Source organism: Sphingobacterium micropteri (assembly GCF_014692515.1).
Taxonomy (GTDB): domain Bacteria; phylum Bacteroidota; class Bacteroidia; order Sphingobacteriales; family Sphingobacteriaceae; genus Sphingobacterium; species Sphingobacterium micropteri.
The window spans coordinates 111,607-129,250 of sequence record NZ_JACOIK010000013.1; the positions used below are offsets into that span (position 1 = coordinate 111,607).

At 41.4% G+C, this 17,644-nt stretch carries 18 protein-coding genes; 10 read left to right on the forward strand and 8 right to left on the reverse strand.

Annotated features, from left to right (window positions below):
* The first annotated feature begins 2 nt into the window (after nucleotides 1-2).
* Nucleotides 3-845 carry an alpha/beta hydrolase gene (locus H8B06_RS17470; protein ID WP_190995491.1) on the forward strand — a complete coding sequence of 281 codons (843 nt, stop codon included), beginning with the start codon at nucleotides 3-5 and terminating at the stop codon, nucleotides 843-845.
* Between the two features lie 25 nt (nucleotides 846-870).
* On the opposite strand, the gene H8B06_RS17475 is transcribed toward H8B06_RS17470, so the two are convergent.
* From H8B06_RS17475 to porX, 6 genes are all read right to left on the reverse strand, one after another.
* Nucleotides 871-1,917, reverse strand: coding sequence for an ABC transporter ATP-binding protein (locus H8B06_RS17475; RefSeq protein WP_190995492.1), 1,047 nt, complete (start codon nucleotides 1,915-1,917; stop codon nucleotides 871-873).
* A gap of 69 nt (nucleotides 1,918-1,986) precedes the next feature.
* Nucleotides 1,987-2,775, reverse strand: a complete 789-nt coding sequence (locus tag H8B06_RS17480; protein ID WP_190995493.1) for an outer membrane beta-barrel protein — start codon at nucleotides 2,773-2,775, stop codon at nucleotides 1,987-1,989.
* 11 nt (nucleotides 2,776-2,786) lie between these two features.
* Nucleotides 2,787-3,515: a hypothetical protein gene (locus H8B06_RS17485; RefSeq protein WP_190995494.1), complete on the reverse strand. Its 729-nt coding sequence runs from the start codon at nucleotides 3,513-3,515 to the stop codon at nucleotides 2,787-2,789.
* Nucleotides 3,515-4,048 carry an RNA polymerase sigma factor gene (locus H8B06_RS17490; protein WP_190995495.1) on the reverse strand — a complete coding sequence of 178 codons (534 nt, stop codon included), beginning with the start codon at nucleotides 4,046-4,048 and terminating at the stop codon, nucleotides 3,515-3,517. Before H8B06_RS17490 ends, H8B06_RS17485 begins: the two co-directional genes overlap by 1 nt.
* Before the next feature lie 73 nt (nucleotides 4,049-4,121).
* Nucleotides 4,122-4,532, reverse strand: a complete 411-nt coding sequence (gene tsaE, locus H8B06_RS17495) for a tRNA (adenosine(37)-N6)-threonylcarbamoyltransferase complex ATPase subunit type 1 TsaE (RefSeq protein ID WP_190995496.1) — start codon at nucleotides 4,530-4,532, stop codon at nucleotides 4,122-4,124.
* Between the two features lie 18 nt (nucleotides 4,533-4,550).
* Nucleotides 4,551-6,104, reverse strand: coding sequence for a T9SS response regulator signal transducer PorX (gene porX, locus H8B06_RS17500; protein ID WP_190995527.1), 1,554 nt, complete (start codon nucleotides 6,102-6,104; stop codon nucleotides 4,551-4,553).
* A gap of 196 nt (nucleotides 6,105-6,300) precedes the next feature.
* Here porX and H8B06_RS17505 point away from each other — a divergent pair, with 196 nt between their 5' ends.
* The 7 genes from H8B06_RS17505 to H8B06_RS17535 all read left to right on the forward strand — a co-directional run bounded on the left by H8B06_RS17505 (nucleotide 6,301) and on the right by H8B06_RS17535 (nucleotide 12,762).
* A complete protein-coding gene (locus H8B06_RS17505) occupies nucleotides 6,301-7,566 on the forward strand; it encodes an HD domain-containing protein (RefSeq protein WP_190995497.1) in 1,266 nt (421 codons plus the stop codon).
* A gap of 21 nt (nucleotides 7,567-7,587) precedes the next feature.
* A complete protein-coding gene (gene lpxD / locus H8B06_RS17510; RefSeq protein ID WP_190995498.1) occupies nucleotides 7,588-8,631 on the forward strand; it encodes a UDP-3-O-(3-hydroxymyristoyl)glucosamine N-acyltransferase in 1,044 nt (347 codons plus the stop codon).
* Between the two features lie 23 nt (nucleotides 8,632-8,654).
* Nucleotides 8,655-10,052 carry a bifunctional UDP-3-O-[3-hydroxymyristoyl] N-acetylglucosamine deacetylase/3-hydroxyacyl-ACP dehydratase gene (locus H8B06_RS17515; protein WP_190995499.1) on the forward strand — a complete coding sequence of 466 codons (1,398 nt, stop codon included), beginning with the start codon at nucleotides 8,655-8,657 and terminating at the stop codon, nucleotides 10,050-10,052.
* Nucleotide 10,053: 1 nt separating this feature from the next.
* Complete coding sequence (lpxA, locus tag H8B06_RS17520; protein WP_130142961.1) at nucleotides 10,054-10,851, forward strand: acyl-ACP--UDP-N-acetylglucosamine O-acyltransferase; 798 nt, start codon at nucleotides 10,054-10,056, stop codon at nucleotides 10,849-10,851.
* Between the two features lie 11 nt (nucleotides 10,852-10,862).
* Nucleotides 10,863-11,486, forward strand: a complete 624-nt coding sequence (locus H8B06_RS17525) for an ABC transporter ATP-binding protein (RefSeq protein WP_190995500.1) — start codon at nucleotides 10,863-10,865, stop codon at nucleotides 11,484-11,486.
* Nucleotides 11,487-11,555: 69 nt separating this feature from the next.
* A complete protein-coding gene (gene efp / locus H8B06_RS17530; protein WP_190995501.1) occupies nucleotides 11,556-12,116 on the forward strand; it encodes an elongation factor P in 561 nt (186 codons plus the stop codon).
* Nucleotides 12,117-12,189: 73 nt separating this feature from the next.
* Complete coding sequence (locus tag H8B06_RS17535; protein ID WP_190995502.1) at nucleotides 12,190-12,762, forward strand: 5-formyltetrahydrofolate cyclo-ligase; 573 nt, start codon at nucleotides 12,190-12,192, stop codon at nucleotides 12,760-12,762.
* Here the strand turns inward: H8B06_RS17535 and H8B06_RS17540 are convergent.
* Both H8B06_RS17540 and H8B06_RS17545 read right to left on the reverse strand, forming a co-directional pair.
* A complete protein-coding gene (locus tag H8B06_RS17540) occupies nucleotides 12,743-14,038 on the reverse strand; it encodes an HAD-IB family phosphatase (protein WP_190995503.1) in 1,296 nt (431 codons plus the stop codon). The two genes, H8B06_RS17535 and H8B06_RS17540, sit on opposite strands and share 20 nt — an antisense overlap.
* Nucleotides 14,035-15,009: an SDR family NAD(P)-dependent oxidoreductase gene (locus tag H8B06_RS17545; RefSeq protein ID WP_190995504.1), complete on the reverse strand. Its 975-nt coding sequence runs from the start codon at nucleotides 15,007-15,009 to the stop codon at nucleotides 14,035-14,037. The genes H8B06_RS17540 and H8B06_RS17545 overlap by 4 nt, the downstream gene beginning before the upstream one ends.
* Before the next feature lie 91 nt (nucleotides 15,010-15,100).
* Between H8B06_RS17545 and H8B06_RS17550 the strand changes: the two genes are divergently transcribed.
* A complete protein-coding gene (locus H8B06_RS17550) occupies nucleotides 15,101-16,288 on the forward strand; it encodes a formimidoylglutamase (protein WP_190995505.1) in 1,188 nt (395 codons plus the stop codon).
* Nucleotides 16,289-16,299: 11 nt separating this feature from the next.
* Nucleotides 16,300-17,619 (forward strand): DNA recombination protein RmuC, encoded by a 1,320-nt coding sequence (gene rmuC, locus H8B06_RS17555; protein WP_190995506.1) that lies wholly within the window; start codon nucleotides 16,300-16,302, stop codon nucleotides 17,617-17,619.
* The last annotated feature ends 25 nt before the right edge of the window (nucleotides 17,620-17,644 follow it).

Consider the following 17,644-nt stretch of genomic DNA (forward strand, 5'->3'; position numbering starts at 1 on the left):
AAATGAAACTTATTTATTCTATACTATTTGTGGTGTTATTAAATTATTATTCGCTGGCACAAGAAAAAGTGGCATTATATACCGAAATTCCCAATGCAACAAAATCTGCAGAAGACCTAGGAGAAGAAAATGTTCCTGTTTTGTATAAATATGAATTGCCAAGTGCGAAGCAGGCGATACTGGTGATTCCCGGTGGAGGGTATTCCCATGTAGCTATTAGTCATGAAGGACATGAAATAGCGAAAGCATTTAATGAACAAGGTTATAGTGCGTTTGTATTATATTATCGCCTACCTAAAGATGAGCATATGAAAGTGCGAAAAGTAGGGCCTTTACAAGATGCACAACGTGGTATACAATATATTAGAGAACATTACGATTTCGATCGGGTCGGCGTAATCGGGTTTTCCGCCGGTGGCCATTTGGCAGCATCTTTATCCAACCACTTTGATGATGTGAAAATTGACAATAAAAACGCCATTAACTTAGCGCCTGATTTTTCGGTACTGATCTATCCTGTTATTTCAATGGATGATGAGATTACACACAAGGGGTCTAAGAAAAACTTGATAGGAGAAGAACCTAATACAGGTGATTTGGCATATTTTTCATTGGAGAAACAGGTGTCTACGAAAACCCCACCTACGTTTTTGGTGCACGCCGAGGATGATAAAGGGGTTCTTATTGCGAATGCATTACGTTACAAAGAAGCTTTGGATAAAGTAGGTGTAGTTAATGATATATTTATTTATCCAACGGGAGGGCATGGTTTCGGACTAAATAACAAGACCGATGCCAGAAAATGGTCGGACTATATGTTTACGTGGCTGGAAAATCTGAATTGAAGAACAGAAACGCGTTGTAACGGTATTAGCGGAACGTGATGTGTTTTGCGATACTGACCGTTACCTTGCTGCCGATGGGAATAGCGGGTAACGGGTGCATGATAGCATGTAACGAAAATTCTCCGTTGTCCAGTACCCATTCTTTATAAAAACCACGGAAACGTATATCTTTTACATAAAATACGCCCTGTGGGTTTTCGACAAAAATCACATCTTCTTGATGGATACCAATGGTTTGTGCAGTTAAGATGCCTAGATGTGCGGCTTGATCCGGAGACAGGATATTGCTCTTTGCTAGAAGTTGTGCTGTGTAGCTGTGGGTTGGTTCGTAGTATAGCGTTGTAGGAGATCCCTGTTCCACAATCTGTGCGCTTTTCATCACGATTAACTCATCGGCCATGGCTAAAACTTCCGTCGGATCATGGGATACTAAAACTATCGTGAGTCCGGTCTCTTCAACAATTTGCCGCATATCTTGCTGCAGCGCGTCTCGAAATGCCGCATCGACCTGATTGAATGGCTCGTCCATCAGCAATACCTCCGGTTCGTTTACCAGTGCACGTGCAATAGCCACGCGTTGTTTTTCTCCACCGCTTAAATCGGCAACCCGTTGTTGAGCGAGGTGAAGAATCTTTAGCCTGTCTAACGTTTCACGAGTCTTAGATTCTTTCCGAGCAAGGTTGGTGTTCGGTAATTGGGATGCGATATTATCCCACACTTTAGCATATAGGTTGAGATCATCAAATCCTTGTGACACCAACTTCATCGCATCGTGTCCGGGAATCAATTTATCTTTTCGAGTGGGAATCAACCAGCCGCGATAGCGCACCTCGCCCGAAGAGGGCGCTAATAAACCATAAATAAGTTTTAATAATGTAGTTTTGCCGCTTCCCGATTCTCCAATGATAGCTGTAATCTTTCCCTCCTTGATACCAAAATCAACTTTATGAACTGCTACAACATCCTGCTTCGCATGAAAGATATGGGAAAGATCTTCACCATAAATAAGTGGTATGCCTATCCTTTCTTGGTCGGTCGGGATGTATTGACAGGAAGAGGTTTGCTGCGCCATAGAGAATATTGAAACTTGTGAGGCACAAAAGTACAAAAAAGAACGCAGCCTTTTACCTTTACGCCCAGATTAGAACCCTAAAGTCAATCCAAATGTGAAATTATTTAAGTTCTCTTGATTAGGGCTATTTTCGAACATATCATTCATGTAATATTTCGCAAAAAGACCCAATGATCCAAACCCTACCCGTGCGAATGCACCATATTGAAAGCTTGCCAAATTGTAGTTGTCCTTGAACTTTTGTTTACCGTGTTCTTCACTTTTAAATCGTTGCGTTCCTTTTAGTAACACCCCCGTCATGGCACCAAAAGCAATTTTCGGACGGTGGCCGTGATGATTTCTGCGGCCACGCCATTCGAAACTCAATGGCGTGCGAAGATAGGTAGACGTAAAAATGTTCTTTTTATATGTGATGTCAGACGGGCTATACGTTAGTGGAGTCGCTTCGGTGTCTAGGATAATATCATTTTTCAACCGGAGGTAATTCCATTCGAAACCTGCAGATACGTACATTTTGAAAGTTTCATTGAAACGAACACCAAATTGGGCGACATCAAATCCAAAATTGGATGCTTTTTTGTATTTCAGAAATTGATTTTCCTCGCCTAACGTAAAACTTCCATCGTCCATCAGACGCGAAAACCCCCAATCTATCCGTGTAAAAGTAAGACCACCAAATACACGTGGATATTTAATTTCCTTTCCACGGTCGTCATAGTCTTTTTTTCCTAAGGTTGGTTCGATGTTAATTTTTCGGGCGATCGTATCGTTACTATCATCTTCTTGTGCAAAAGTATGCTGTGCAGAGAAAAGCATCGCTATGCTCATTAGTCCGGTGTATAATAAGTTTGTTTTCATCTAATTGTTTTTTATTGTCTTCTTTTTTTATGTCGGTTTTTTACTAAACTATTAACGATATCGAGACGGATAAACCCTTCTTCGTCTTTGCTGAATTGAACGGTTGTATGATCCGTCGGGTTCAATGCATCGGATATTTTGTTTAAGATACTGGGTACTATGCCTTCCACCGGCTTTTGCGTGGAAGCTAACATGCTCTCTTCCGTTTCAGGGTCATCAATTAGTGGAGCGATCGGTGGAACGTTGATAACGTATTGCTGCTGTATTTTACCCTCTACTTGAAAGCCATCTGTCAAAGCCAGTGAGACATCAACAGGTTTGAGTTTCACTAGTTTTAGATGGCGCTCCTGACGCGATGAATCTTCGCTAATTGATTTTTTTTGTTTGGGAGTGGAAATCCGATGGGCCAATGTTTCGGGTTTTGCCAATACCTGTTGTTTTGGCTCGTTCGTATGCGTTGGCTCCATAGGGATTGCCGGGGGGGATGATTTGGATGATTCTTGTGTGGCAATCGGTATGTGAAGTGCAGGTGTAGGTTGCATGGTACGATATAATAACGCGATCAAGCCCAAACACCCAACAACTATTGCCGCATACTTTACCCAATCAAGCCTTCTGACCGGTACTATTTTTTCGCGATCTAATTGGTTTTCAATTTGATGCCAAATGTCGTTTCTCGGTGGAACGGTATGCTGTTCCAATTGTTCCTTAAATAGTTTGTCTAGTTCTTTATTGTTCATTACCCGATATGTTCAATTTTCAACAATTTTTCTTTTAACCATTGCCGTGCTCTGGACAATTGTGATTTGGAGCTGCCTTCGCTAATAGACAGCATTTGTGCAATCTCTTTGTGTGAGTACCCCTCGACGACGTATAAGTTGAAGACTGTCCGGTAACCGATTGGAAGCTCCGTCACTATAGCTAACAGGTCTTTATATCGCAAGTTTTCGTCGCTTTCCGCACGACTATCTGCCATAGGATAATCGTGCGTAAGGGGTTCAAAAAAATGCCTTCTCCTGTCTCGGTGTAATTCGATCGCCGTGTTGACCATAATTTTACGAATCCATCCTTCTAACGAGCCCTTATTGTCAAACAACTGTCCTTTTGTAAATACCTTAATGAATCCTGCTTGGAGGATTTCCTCCGCTTCCGATTCATGTTGAGCATAACGTAAACACACACTAAACATTCTTCCGGATAATGTTTGATACAATTGAAACTGTGCTTTGCGGTTTCCCGCTAGACAGGCATTCCATAAGGTATCTAAATTCATGTTATCCAATTTCTAGTTTAGTCTTTGTTAAAAAGACGATAGTAATGGCAGAAAGGTTGCACGAAGAAGAAAATTATTTTATGAGGATGGTTCTGCTGCTGGGAGACACCACCGTGAGGGTTATCCGTCGAGATTTTTCCGGAAGAAGATTGGGGATTTTTTCTGGCCACTCCACAAAACAATATGCATCGGTATAAAAATAGTCTTCATATCCCATATCTAACGCTTCTTCTTCATGCTTTAAGCGATAGAAATCAAAATGATATATCGGGCCATGCGGTGAACTGTATTCATTAACGATGGAGAATGTGGGGCTGCTGGTGCTATCGGGAACCTCTAACGCCCTGCAAAATGAGTTGACTAAAGTTGTTTTGCCCGCACCCATGTTGCCATATAGCAAAAAAATCCTATCGTTTGGGAAATTGGATAGTATTTGCCTTGCCGCAGTATCAAGTTCTTGAAGATTGTTTACGGTGATGTTCATGGTCGTCATTCAAAGCTATTATTTAGGTGTATAAACCGCATACGGAATAATCATTTCTTCTAAAGAGATCCCGCCGTGTTGAAAAGTCTCGATGTAATAATTGACAAAATGATTGTAGTTGTTGGGGTATACAAAAAAGTAGTCATCTTTCGCAAACACAAATGCAGAGCTTACATGAAGCTTGGGAAGTTGTGCATCATGTGGGTTTTTAATCACAAACACTTCTTTGTTTTTGTAATTCAAATTTCGTCCTTGTTTGTAACGCAAGTTCGTATTTGTGTTTCGATCTCCAATAATCTTACTAGGTTTCTTTACCCGTATAGTACCATGATCGGTTGTAATGATAATACGTACATTCCGTTGGGAGAGCCACTTGAGGGCATCGAGTAGTGGAGAGTGCTCAAACCAGGATAATGTTAGCGAGCGATAAGCCCGCTCGTCGTTTGCCAGTTCCCTAATCATGGCTACATCCGTTCGTGCGTGCGAAAGCATATCGACAAAGTTGTAGACCAAAACGTTTAAATCGTTTTGCATAAGGTTATTTAACGATTCAACAATATCTCTACCCTGACTTAATGTCAATATTTTATGATAGGAGTGTTTTAAATCACGACGATAGATACGATTGATCTGATCCGCTAAAAATTTATCTTCATGTAAGTTTTTACCGCCCTCATCATCATCATTTTGCCAAAGGTTGGGGAATCTTTTTTCCATTTCCAAAGGCGTTAAGCCACTGAAAATCGCATTTCTGGCATATTGAGTGGCCGTAGGCAAAAGGCTATAATAGGCATCTTCCTCTTCCAGTCTATAATAGTCTGTAATGATTTTGTTGATGACTTTCCATTGGTCATACCGCAAATTATCAATCAAGAAGAAGAACGTGGGACGCTCTTTATCGAGCTGAGGAAACACTTTATTCTTAAAAAGTTGATGCGATTGGATTGGTCCCTCTTCCTTGTTTTGTATCCAATTTAGATAATTTTTTTCTATAAATTTAGAGAAGAGGATGTTGGCATCTGCTTTTTGCATCGTAAGAATCTCGTGCATGCCTGCATCTTCTAGTTTTTGCAAAGAAAGTTCCCAGTAAATCAGTTTGCGATAGGCCCCTACCCACTCTTTATAATTGAGATCGTCGTTAATGGTCATCCCCAGATTTCGGAACTCCTGTTGATAAGCCATAGAGGTTTTTTCACTGACGAGACGTTTATTTTCGGTAAACTTTTTTATGGTGAGGAGGATTTGTTTGGGGTTGACGGGCTTTATCAGATAATCATCAATCTTGGAACCAATAGCATCTTCCATCAAGTGTTCCTCTTCATTTTTTGTTACCAATACCGTAGGAATGGTTGGATTAATCGTTTTCAATATCGCCAGTGTTTCCAATCCCGTTTTGCCCGGCATGTTCTCATCGAGAAAGACCAAGTCAAAAGGTTCATTCTGAAAAGCCTCCACCGCGTCGTTACCATTATTAACGGTTTTGACCCGATATCCTCTTTCTTCCAATAATAAAATATGTGGTCTTAAAAACTCAATTTCGTCATCAGCCCACAGGATATGTATCTTTTGTATCATTTATTTTTAACATTAATTAACTTCATTCTCCTTATCTTTGCCCTTAATTTAGACATCCGAAAGCGCTTAAGCACAACGGAAAAAGAAAGAGAGGTGAGCCTTTGACTCGTTGAGGCTACGATGTAGTTCATTGTTAATAAGCACTCGTCCGTATCTCAAACATAAAGATAATAATTAACATCATAGCGTAAAGTTGAATAAGAAAAAGATAATTAACGACCCTGTCTACGGATTTGTCACTATTCCGTCAGCTTTCATTTTTGACCTTATTCAACATCCCTATCTCCAGCGCTTGCGTTTCATCAAGCAAGTAAGCATGACACATTTGGTGTATCCAGGCGCGCTTCACACGCGTTTCCAACACGTTGTCGGCGCCATGCATCTCATGTCGTTAGCCATGGATACGCTTCGTCATAAAAATGTACCCATCAGCTCCAAAGAAGAAGAGGCCGTGCTGATTGCGATATTGTTGCACGATATTGGTCACGGGCCTTTTTCGCATTCGTTAGAACATACGCTTATTGAAGGGGTATCGCATGAAATGCTTTCCTCATTGTTGATGGACAAACTGAATCACGAGTTCGCTGGCAGGCTGTCCTTAGCGATTACTATTTTTAACGATCAGTATCCCCGAAAGTTTTTTCATCAATTAGTTTCCAGTCAACTGGATATGGATCGTATGGATTATCTCAACCGCGATAGTTTTTTTACAGGCGTATCCGAGGGGGTTATTTCCTTTGATCGCATCATTACGATGCTCAATGTGGAGCAGGGGGAGCTGGTTGTAGAGGCCAAAGGTATCTATTCTGTCGAAAAATTCTTGATTGCTCGCCGCCTGATGTATTGGCAGGTTTATTTACATAAGACTGTTATCAGTGCCGAACAAATACTCATTAAGATTCTGTATCGCGCTAAAGAGTTGGCGGTACAAGGAAAGAATTTATTTGCGACACGGGCGTTGAACCATTTTTTGAAAAATAAAATTAACCATCATAATTTCTTGGAAGATCCCCGTCATTTAGAATGGTTTACACGCCTAGATGATACCGATATCCTGTCGGCCTTGAAAGAATGGGTACATGAAGAAGATAAAATTCTAAGTACCCTTTGTCGGAAATTGATGAATAGAGATCTGCTGCGTACAGAACTTAGAAATACGCCTTTTTTGGAAACGGAAGTAGCTTTGATACGGGAAAAAGTAAAAACTCATTTTGAGTTGGAAGACCACGAAATTGATTACTTCGTGTATACACAAGTCATCCAAAACAGTGCCTATGATATACAGCACAATAACATTAAAATTATCAATAACAGAGGTTATGTTCAGGATATTACAGAAGCCTCTGATGTTTCTAATTTAGAAGCTTTAGCAAAGCGGGTGGTTAAGTTTGCCATTTCCTATCCAAAGGAAATTGGGCATCCATTGGATGGAGGTAATAATTTCTCAAAAAATAATTAAGAAAAAGTATACATTTGTAAGATGCAATTTACTGCAAATCAAATAGCAACATTATTAAACGGATACGTTGAAGGCGACCCCGATGTTCTTGTAAATCAATTGGCTAAGATTGAAGAAGGCGAAGAGGGAGCATTGGCTTTCCTATCAAATCCAAAATACGAGCATTTCCTTTATGAAACGAAAGCGTCTGCTGTTATCGTTAATCAGGACTTGCAGTTAACGAAGCCTGTTAACGTTAGTTTAATTCGCGTAAAAGATGCGTACTCCGCTTTTTCAGAGCTTTTGCGTATTTACGATCAATTACGTAACGAGCGGAGCGGAATCGAAGAACCTTCTTTCATTCACGAGTCGGCAAGTGTTGGACAAGATCTATATGTAGGTGCGTTTTCTTATATCGGACGGGATGTTGTCATTGGTAATCAGGTGAAGATCTATCCGCAAGTTTATATTGGGGACGGTGTTACCATTGGGCATAAAACCGTGATTTATCCAGGTGTTCGGATCTATCGTGATAGTAAAATCGGCGATAATGTCATCCTTCATAGTGGGGTGATCGTCGGAAGTGATGGATTCGGTTTTGCACCACAGAAAGATGGTACCTATAATAAAGTGCCGCAGATCGGAAATGTAATCATCGAAGACGATGTCGAAGTAGGGGCAAATACGGTGATTGATCGGGCTACACTAGGTTCTACCACTATTCGCAAAGGCGTAAAACTGGATAATTTGATACAGATAGCGCATAATGTAGAAATCGGTGCGAATACGGTTGCTGCGGCACAAACAGGCATATCCGGAAGCACGAAGATCGGTGAGAATGTCATCTTAGGTGGACAAGTAGGTGTAGTCGGTCATATTCAAGTAGCGACGGGATCACAAATTCAAGCACAATCGGGTGTTAATAGATCGATAGACCAGAAAAATAAGAAATGGGGTGGTACTCCCGCCATGCCCTATAATAGTAATTTGCGTTCGCAAGTAATTTATAGTAAACTGCCTGCGCTAGAGCGACGTGTCGCTGAACTCGAAGCTCGTCTTAAAGAACTTTATAACGAAAATCGATAAATTTCCTAAATAGAATGCTAGATATGAATGTAAAACAGAGGACGATACAATCTGAAATATCGATTTCAGGCATCGGATTGCACACGGGCAAAGCTGTGAACATGACGATTAAACCTGCACCGGAATTTCATTGGTATAAATTTAAAAGGGTGGATTTAGATGGGAGACCTGTCGTGGCTGTAGATGCAGATAATGTCTCCGATACATCGCGTGGGACGACCATTTCTCAGAATGGTGCATCAATCAGCACCATCGAGCATTTGATGGCCGCGTTGGTTGGACTTCAGATTGATAACGTTCTCATCGAAATAGATGGTCCGGAAGTGCCTATTTTAGATGGAAGTTCCCGTATTTTTGTCGAAAAATTAGTAGAAGCAGGCTTCATAGATCAGGAAGCTGATCGCGACTATTACGAAATTCAAGACAACATTGTTTATGTAGAGAAGGATCGTAAAGTAGAGATTATAGCCATGCCGTTGGATGGTTATCGTCTGACTTGTATGATTGATTTTAATTCGCCAGTGCTTGGGAGTCAACACGCCTCTATCAGTAATATAACTGAGTTTAAAGGGGAGATTTCCAGTTCGAGGACATTCTGTTTCTTACACGAACTAGAAAGTTTGGTCAATCACAACCTAATCAAAGGAGGCGATTTATCCAATGCCATCGTTATTGTCGATAAAGAGGTAAGCAAAGAAGAGTTGGATAAATTATCTGGGCTATTTAACAAAACGGTGGAAGTAGCTAGTGAGGGGATTTTGGATAATATCCAATTGCGTTATCAAAATGAGCCTGCACGCCACAAATTGTTGGATATGATCGGCGACTTGGCTCTAGTCGGACGTCCGTTAAAAGGACATATTATGGCTGCCCGTCCAGGGCATGCAGCCAATGCTGCTTTTGCGAAGAAAATAAAAGCGCAAATGAAGAAGGATAAAAATCGTAAAAATTTAAAAGTTTACGATCCTAATATGACGCCAGTTTACGATACGGTGCAAATCATGAAAATATTACCGCACCGTCAACCCATGTTGATGGTCGATAAAATTTTGGAACTGTCGGAAACACATGTGGTAGGATTAAAAAACGTCACCATGAATGAAGATATTTTCATGGGGCATTTCCCCGAAGCACCGGTGTTTCCTGGTGTATTGCAGATCGAAGCTATGGCACAAACAGGGGGTATTTTAGTTTTAAATACGGTTCCTGATCCAGAAAATTGGCTTACACTGTTCCTAAAAATAGAAAATGCACGTTTTAAGAATCAAGTGACTCCTGGAGATACAATTATTTTCAGTTGTGAGTTGCTCGAACCGATTCGTCGCGGAATTGCCAGAATGAAGGGGGTCGGCATGGTAGGCGATAAGGTAGTAAGTGAAGCGGAGCTTATGGCTCAAATTGTAAAAGTAAAAGGTAATTAGCATGATACAACCGTTATCATATATACATCCGGAAGCTAAAATAGCCCAGAATGTGGTGGTAGAGCCATTCTCCACTATTCATCGGGATGTAGAAATTGGAGAAGGTACTTGGATTGGATCCAACGTTACTATTATGAATGGTGCCCGTATCGGGAAGAACTGTCGTATCTTTCCGGGAGCCGTTATTTCGGGCGAACCGCAAGATTTAAAGTTTGAAGGAGAGATTACAACGGCCGAGATCGGAGACAACACAACGATTCGAGAATGTGTCACCATCAATCGGGGTACAAAAGATAGATACAAGACCGTAATCGGGAAAAATTGCCTTATTCAAGCATATAGTCATATTGCACATGATTGTTTCGTGGGCGATAACTGTATTTTCTCCAATTCCAGTACACTGGCGGGACATATTACGGTTGGAGACTATGTCGTCCTTGCAGGGATGGTCGCTGTACATCAATTCTGTAAAATCGGTTCACATGCCTTCGTAACGGGAGGAACATTAGTTCGAAAGGATGTACCACCATTTATCAAGGCCGCTAGAGAACCTATTGCTTATGCAGGAATTAATTCTGTTGGGTTGCGCCGCAGAGGATTTAGCACGGAAGAAATTACAGAAATCCAAGATATCTATCGCGTATTATTTGTACAACACCGCAATTTGACCAAGGCATTGGACTTGGTAGAAGCAGAATTTACGCCGACAGAATTACGTGACGAAATCCTTTCCTTTGTGCGTAATTCCAATCGAGGCGTCATTAAAGGTTTTAATCAGGGAAGGTCCTCTACACTTTAAAAGAGCAATTATTGAGTATAACTTTACAAAATTTAGGCAGACGGTATAATAGAGAGTGGATTTTTCGTCGGCTAGATTATACTTTTTCACTCGGTAAAAAATACGCCGTACTAGGGCCGAACGGTTCAGGTAAATCTACGCTGTTGAAGGTGTTGTCCGGGAGTCTTGCGCCGAGTGAAGGAAAAATTGCCTACGAGGATAAAGATATTCAACCCATTCTCCCCGAAGATGTTTTTCAACAGTTGACGATAGCAGCGCCTTATATGGAGCTGATTGAAGAGTTTACTTTGCGGGAGTTGATTGCATTTCATTTTAAATTTAAATCCTATCTACCCGGCTTTGATTTAGACGAAGTCGTTCGGACATTGCAACTGGAAAAAGCCGTGGACAAAGAAATTCGGTTTTTTTCATCGGGCATGAAACAGCGGGTTAAGCTAGCGTTGGCTTGTTGCTCATCCAGTAGCATCGTTTTGCTTGATGAACCTATGAGTAATTTAGATGTTGCAGGAGAGGACTGGTATCTTTCTTTAATAGGGCACACGATGCAAGCCAACCGCGTGTTGATTATAGGATCCAATCAGCAAAAGGAATATGGCTTTTGTGATGAACAAATAAATATAATGTCTTATAAGTAAGGGAAATTATCACTTTTATAAGAAGCAGATATTTCGTATTTTTGTTATACTAAACTCAAATAGGTTGTTATGTCAAAAGCATCTGAAGTAAAGTCAGGAAATATACTTCGTTTTAATGGAGAACTCGTTACAGTAGAGGAATATATTCACCGTACCCCCGGAAATTTGCGTGCATTTTATCAAGCTAGGATGCGGAATGTGCGTACCGGTAAGCTAGTGGAATACCGTTTTAGAACAGACGAAGAGGTAGAGATTGCCCGTGTAGAAACAAACGATTATCAATATTTATACGACGATGCTGATTTCTTCGTTGTTATGGATAATAATACATACGAGCAATTCAATATTCCGAAGGCGCTGTTCGGTGACGCAGCTCGGTTTTTGAAAGAGGGTATGAATGTGTTGGTGGCGTTTGAAAGCGAGGATCCTATAATGGCGAGTTTACCGGCCGCTGTGGAGTTAGAAATAACGTATACGGAGCCTGCTGTAAAAGGAGATACATCTACGAACGCCTTGAAAAATGCGACAGTGGAAACAGGAGTCGAGATTCGTGTGCCGTTGTTTATCAACCAGGGAGATAAAGTGAAAGTAGACACGCGTACGGGAGATTATATCGAGCGCGTAAAATAAAAATATAAGGTTTAGGTTGATTATGCGGTCTTGTTAGCCTCTCTGGCGCAAGGCCGTTTTTTATTAATCGCGGATGACAAAAGCGGAACTACGGATAGAATATAAACAAAGGCGTTCTCAATTAACAGCTGCGCAGCTCAGCATGTTCAATAGCGGGATATGGCAACAGCTTTCACAATTTGATTGGGAAGGCATTCGTTATCTCCATACGTTTTTGCCGATTGCGAAACAAAATGAACCGGATATGTGGTCGTTTATAACAGATATCCGCGTGCGTTATCCCGATATACATCTTGTTGTTAGCCGTTCTGAACCGAAAGACCATTCTATGAAACATTTTCTGCTAGAAGAAAATATCGTACTAACCGAAAATGTTTGGGGAATTGTAGAACCTATTGAGGGCGAAATGGTAGCCGAGACAGCGTTAGACGTCGTATTGGTTCCGTTATTGATTGCGGACAAAGCGGGTAATAGAGTAGGATACGGGAAGGGGTTCTACGATCGTTTTTTAGCCAAGTGTAGACCCGATTGTCGGAAAATCGGTATATCACTCTTTGAACCCGTCGAAAAAATCGATGACGTAGATCCCTTGGATGTGCCGCTGGATATCCTGATAACACCTAATCTTATTTGTACAATATCCTGAATTTTATCGTGTTGTCAATCTGTTTTAATTGCTTTAGAACATTTTTGTCATATGCCGTATGAATATCGGTAACCGCATAACCCAATTCCCCTCTTGTCATCAGAAATTGGGAGATAATATTGATATCATTCTCCGCGTACACCTTATTTATCTGTGCCATAACGCCCGGTACATTATTATGGATATGCAATAACCGGTGTGCTTGCGTAAGTCGGGGCAAGGTCAGATTAGGGAAATTGCGACTCATATAGGTATCTCCGTTATTGATGAAGTCTGCCATACGTTTCGGAATAAACTCGGCATTCCGCTTTCTGTACTTTTTATCGTCAAAAACGACAATACCTTTTTCCGTACAGATATTTTTATTTACATGTCCCTTTACATCACCTAGATAACCGATAGTTTTTAATTTGTCCGCTTGTGCGAGCTGTTCGTCGTCAACACGTACGCCATCAGCCAATAAAAGTAGGCCTACATCTTTCGTATACTTTTCTTCGAAGGTCTCTTTTACCCGGACAGAAAAACCGTCCCGTTTTAGAATATGGACAGCAATCTCCGGCACGTCACCCACAATAAGACATAGAATACGGTTTTTAGGATACGAAATCGCACGCGGGAGATCGTTCACATATAAAAACTCATCAAAGCTAGGCGTAATGTGATCCGCTTTGTCCGTTACACTTTTACGGGAGATGTTTTCTGTAAAAGCGAAGAACTTTTCAATTAGACCCGATTCCTTTAGCTGGAAGTCTGAATAACCGTCGCCAATACCGAATATTCTACCGTCCAATTTAAGTTCGTTGAGCAGTTTGACTTTACCTCCTTCATCGGAAAGTGGGTTGTTCTCGTCATATCCGGTAATATTGCCATCGCTGTCAAATTTGAATGTATTGGCATATATATTTTCTTTCTGAATATGGTATGGTGTTACAACTGGTGTTATGAACTCCTTGAAGCCACCGGATACAATCAGGGCCGTATCTTTATGTTTTTTGAAAAATTCTTTATTTCGACCAAACGACCTGGAGACCTTTTTTTTCAAATGGGTTACGAGTTTATCCAAATGGCTTCTGTTGGCATTTAAGAGCTGGACACGCCCTGTTAGACTCTCCCGGAAGGAGATCTTTCCTTCCATGGCGAGATTGGTATAGTCCTCTATTTGTTGATAGATTTTATCCTTGTCAGGATGATCTTGTAAGGATATTCTTGCTAATTCATCCAAAGCTTCGACTTGCGTAAATGTGCTATCGAAATCGATGATGTAATAATTCTTCATTTATAAGTTTTAAATTCAATACTCATTTCTTCCAACGTTAAATCAACCGGCTTAAAGCAGTATCCCGTAACGTCGATTAATTTCTGGTTCGAATAAGCCAGATAAGCAGCCGAAGCTTTTGCGGTTTCACGCGTCAACGCCGGACGGCCTCCTTTGAAATAAGCAACCATTTTAGCTATTCTCCAAGCTATACTCAGCATAAAAGGGCGTGCTTTAATCGTTGGTGCCGGCTTGTCAAGTAGTTTGGCGATACGCTCCAGCAAATTCTTATTGCTGAGGTTCTCACTATTAAGGACGAAGCGTTCACCTTGAATAGTACGATTATTCATGAGCAGTATCATGATTTTAGCCACATCTTCCACATCTACAATGCCTACTGTTCCCGGCGGATATACTTTAATCCCCTTTTGAATTAAGTTGAAAATTGCGCCCGAAGCCTTTTTACCAGGGCCTACACCCATAATGACGGAAGGGTTGACGATAACGCCATCCAAGCCCTCCATGATGCCTCTCCACACCTCCATTTCGCTCTCATATTTCGAACGTGCGTATTTGGAATGGTCGTCACCATCATCCCATTTGCTTTGTTCAGAAATCAATTCACCGATCTTTGGCGTGCCCAAAGCAGCGATGGAACTAACGTGTACCAAACGTGCACCGTGTTCCAGACAGAGATTGACAATGTGTTTAGTACCTTCGATATTGGTGTGCAACATACTTGTCCAATCGTCTTTTTGATAAGATATTTTGGCAGCACAATGGTATACCTGTGTTACACCTTCAAAAACATCAGCTAAGGCAAAATAATCCGTGATATCAGCCGAAAACCATTCGACTAGGGAAGAGGAACGTAATAGCTCGGGGATTTCTGACTGTTCACGCTTGATGGCCAGAACAGCGTTTCCCTCATCGATTAACAGCTTAATCAATGTAGATCCTAAAAAGCCTGTTCCTCCTGTTACTAATATCACCGACCAAAGATAGCCTATATTTTTTTTCTTTTCACAATTTGTGGAAACTTTCGCTTTTGAGTTTTTAAATATTACCTTTTACTTTGTTAACATGTCTTTAGCTGATTTCTTTACACCTATCGTAACACAGGACTTTTGTTCGGGTATCGATTTTTATAATTCGCAATTCGGAAAAATTGTACAGGCATATGAAGCTTCTTTTCCGGATCTGGAAGATGCCGAAAAGAAGCCACACATAGCGCTAGTGGGTGTGGAAGAAGAACGAGCGTCCATGAGCAATGGAGGAACAAGGAAATCACCAAATGCCGTGCGGAAACATTTCTATAACCTCTATCAAGGCGATTATGATGTGCGTATTGCAGATTTAGGTAATATTCAAGCCGGAGCAACCATACAAGATACATACATCGCGTTAAAAACAGTGATAGAAGAATTGGTTAAGCAAGATATATTGCCCATTATTATAGGTGGGGGGCAAGATCTTACCTATGCTCAATATACAGGTTATGAAGGATTGGAGCAACGTGTCGAAGTAGCTATCATCGATGCCCGATTTGATTTGGATCAAGATCATGTGGAGAACACACCGCTAAACTCGAATACGTATCTCAACCACATTATACTGCATCAACCCGACTATCTCTTTAATCTGAGCAACCTTGCTTATCAAACCTATTTAGTAAGCAAGGAATCCATTAATATGTATGATAAGCTGTTTTTTAGTACCATGCGTATTGGCATGATGGCAGGCAAGCTCGATCAAGCCGAGCCGCTGATTCGTGCTGCGGATATGGTCAGCTTTGATGTAGGTGCTATACGAGCTTCCGAAGCGCCGGGCAATGCTAACGCCAATCCGAACGGATTATATGGAGATGAAGCTTGCCAGTTAGCGCGCTACGCGGGAATGTCCGATAAGTGTTCGTCGATCGGCTTTTACGAATATAATCCAACCTTTGACCCCATGGGGCATACAGGTAGCCTGGTCGCACAGATGATATGGTGTTTTATTGACGGATTTTACAGTCGTAAAAATGATACGCCGGTTATTCCAAAATCAGCTTATATTATTTATCGTACCACCTTAGAAAATGACGATTACGAATTGATTTTTGTTAAAAGTAAAAAATCCGATCGATGGTGGATGCAAGTGCCATATTTTGGATCAAGGTCGGTAAACGAACGTTATTATTGGGTACCCTGTCGTTATGAAGACTACCAACAAGCGGTCGGAGGGGATATGCCTGACCTTTGGTGGAAAACCCATCAAAAACTACAATAAGAGTAGGTCTTATGGATACATTGTCACTTTTCCTAATCATCGTCTTGTTCGGTATTCTTATCGGCGTAATCTGGCTGCAGGTCCATAAGGTGCCAAAAAGTGTCTTACGGCAAGTCGAAGAGGAGAAGAACGCGACCGCTATAGAGCTGGCTAAAGCGCAAGAAAGAGAGCGGCTGCTACAGCAAGGAAAAGAACGTGTTGAACAAGCACTTGAAAACGAACGTCGTGAACGGTCAGCCGTGGAGCGAACACTCGAAAGTACCCATGCATATCTGCAGGCACAACAAGAGAAATATCAAACCCAACAAGAAGAAATGCAGCAATTGCGAAAGCAATTTCACTTAGAATTTCAACAGATGGCGAATGCTATTCTCGAAGAAAAGACTCAGAAATTTACGGCAGTTAACCAACAGCACCTGGATCAGATACTTACCCCATTAAAGGAAAAAATTACAACGTTCGAGGAGAAGGTCGAGCGAACCTACCAACAGGAAGCGGCGGAACGTAACGTATTGAAAGGCGTGGTAGAGCAGCTCATGCAGCAAAGTATGCTGATAAAAAATGAGGCGAATAACCTCACCAAAGCATTGAAAGGCGATAGCAAAAAACAAGGGTCTTGGGGCGAGATTATTTTGGAGCGGGTGTTAGAGCGTTCGGGTTTGGTGAAGGATCAAGAATACCGGTTGCAGGTGGTATTTGGTGATGACAATAGCCGGAAGATTCCCGATGCCATTGTCTTGCTCCCTGAAAACAAACATCTGGTCATTGATGCCAAAGTGTCATTGACCGCCTACGAACGTTGGGTAAACGAGGAAAATGAAACAGAACAAGCGCAGCACCTACGGCAGCATGTCCAATCCATTGAATCGCATGTCCGTCAACTATCCGCGAAAAATTACCACGATCTCTATGGCATCGATTCCCCTGATTTTGTTTTGCTGTTTATGCCGATAGAATCCGCTTTGAGCATAGCGATTAAAGAAAAACCAGATTTGTTTTCCGATGCCTGGGATAGGAGAGTAGTTATTGTGGCGCCTTCCACGCTACTGGCAACATTACGCACGATTGCTAGTGTATGGGTGCAGGAACGCCAAAACCGTAACGTGCTGGAAATCGCCAAAGAGGCGGGGATGCTGTATGATAAGTTTGTAGGCTTTTTGAACGATATGCAGCAATTAGAAAACCATCTATTACGCGCATCTGAAAAACATCAGGAGGCTATGCGAAAGCTTTCTTCCGGTACGGGAAATGTGATTAAGAAAGTAGAAAACCTGAAGCAACTCGGCGCAAAAGCAAATAAGCAGATTGATCCGAAATATTTTTCACCCTAAATTTCCTGCCTTAAAGGGCTGAAGC

What these genes read in the sequence shown, in the direction of transcription:
- H8B06_RS17470 (WP_190995491.1), top strand. Translation starts at nt 3, where the DNA reads ATGAAACTTATTTATTCTATACTATTTGTGGTGTTATTAAATTATTAT.
- H8B06_RS17475 (WP_190995492.1), bottom strand. Translation starts at nt 1,917, where the DNA reads ATGGCGCAGCAAACCTCTTCCTGTCAATACATCCCGACCGACCAAGAA.
- H8B06_RS17480 (WP_190995493.1), bottom strand. Translation starts at nt 2,775, where the DNA reads ATGAAAACAAACTTATTATACACCGGACTAATGAGCATAGCGATGCTT.
- H8B06_RS17485 (WP_190995494.1), bottom strand. Translation starts at nt 3,515, where the DNA reads ATGAACAATAAAGAACTAGACAAACTATTTAAGGAACAATTGGAACAG.
- H8B06_RS17490 (WP_190995495.1), bottom strand. Translation starts at nt 4,048, where the DNA reads ATGAATTTAGATACCTTATGGAATGCCTGTCTAGCGGGAAACCGCAAA.
- tsaE (WP_190995496.1), bottom strand. Translation starts at nt 4,532, where the DNA reads ATGAACATCACCGTAAACAATCTTCAAGAACTTGATACTGCGGCAAGG.
- lpxD (WP_190995498.1), top strand. Translation starts at nt 7,588, where the DNA reads ATGCAATTTACTGCAAATCAAATAGCAACATTATTAAACGGATACGTT.
- H8B06_RS17515 (WP_190995499.1), top strand. Translation starts at nt 8,655, where the DNA reads ATGAATGTAAAACAGAGGACGATACAATCTGAAATATCGATTTCAGGC.
- lpxA (WP_130142961.1), top strand. Translation starts at nt 10,054, where the DNA reads ATGATACAACCGTTATCATATATACATCCGGAAGCTAAAATAGCCCAG.
- efp (WP_190995501.1), top strand. Translation starts at nt 11,556, where the DNA reads ATGTCAAAAGCATCTGAAGTAAAGTCAGGAAATATACTTCGTTTTAAT.
- H8B06_RS17535 (WP_190995502.1), top strand. Translation starts at nt 12,190, where the DNA reads ATGACAAAAGCGGAACTACGGATAGAATATAAACAAAGGCGTTCTCAA.
- H8B06_RS17540 (WP_190995503.1), bottom strand. Translation starts at nt 14,038, where the DNA reads ATGAAGAATTATTACATCATCGATTTCGATAGCACATTTACGCAAGTC.
- H8B06_RS17550 (WP_190995505.1), top strand. Translation starts at nt 15,101, where the DNA reads ATGTCTTTAGCTGATTTCTTTACACCTATCGTAACACAGGACTTTTGT.
- rmuC (WP_190995506.1), top strand. Translation starts at nt 16,300, where the DNA reads ATGGATACATTGTCACTTTTCCTAATCATCGTCTTGTTCGGTATTCTT.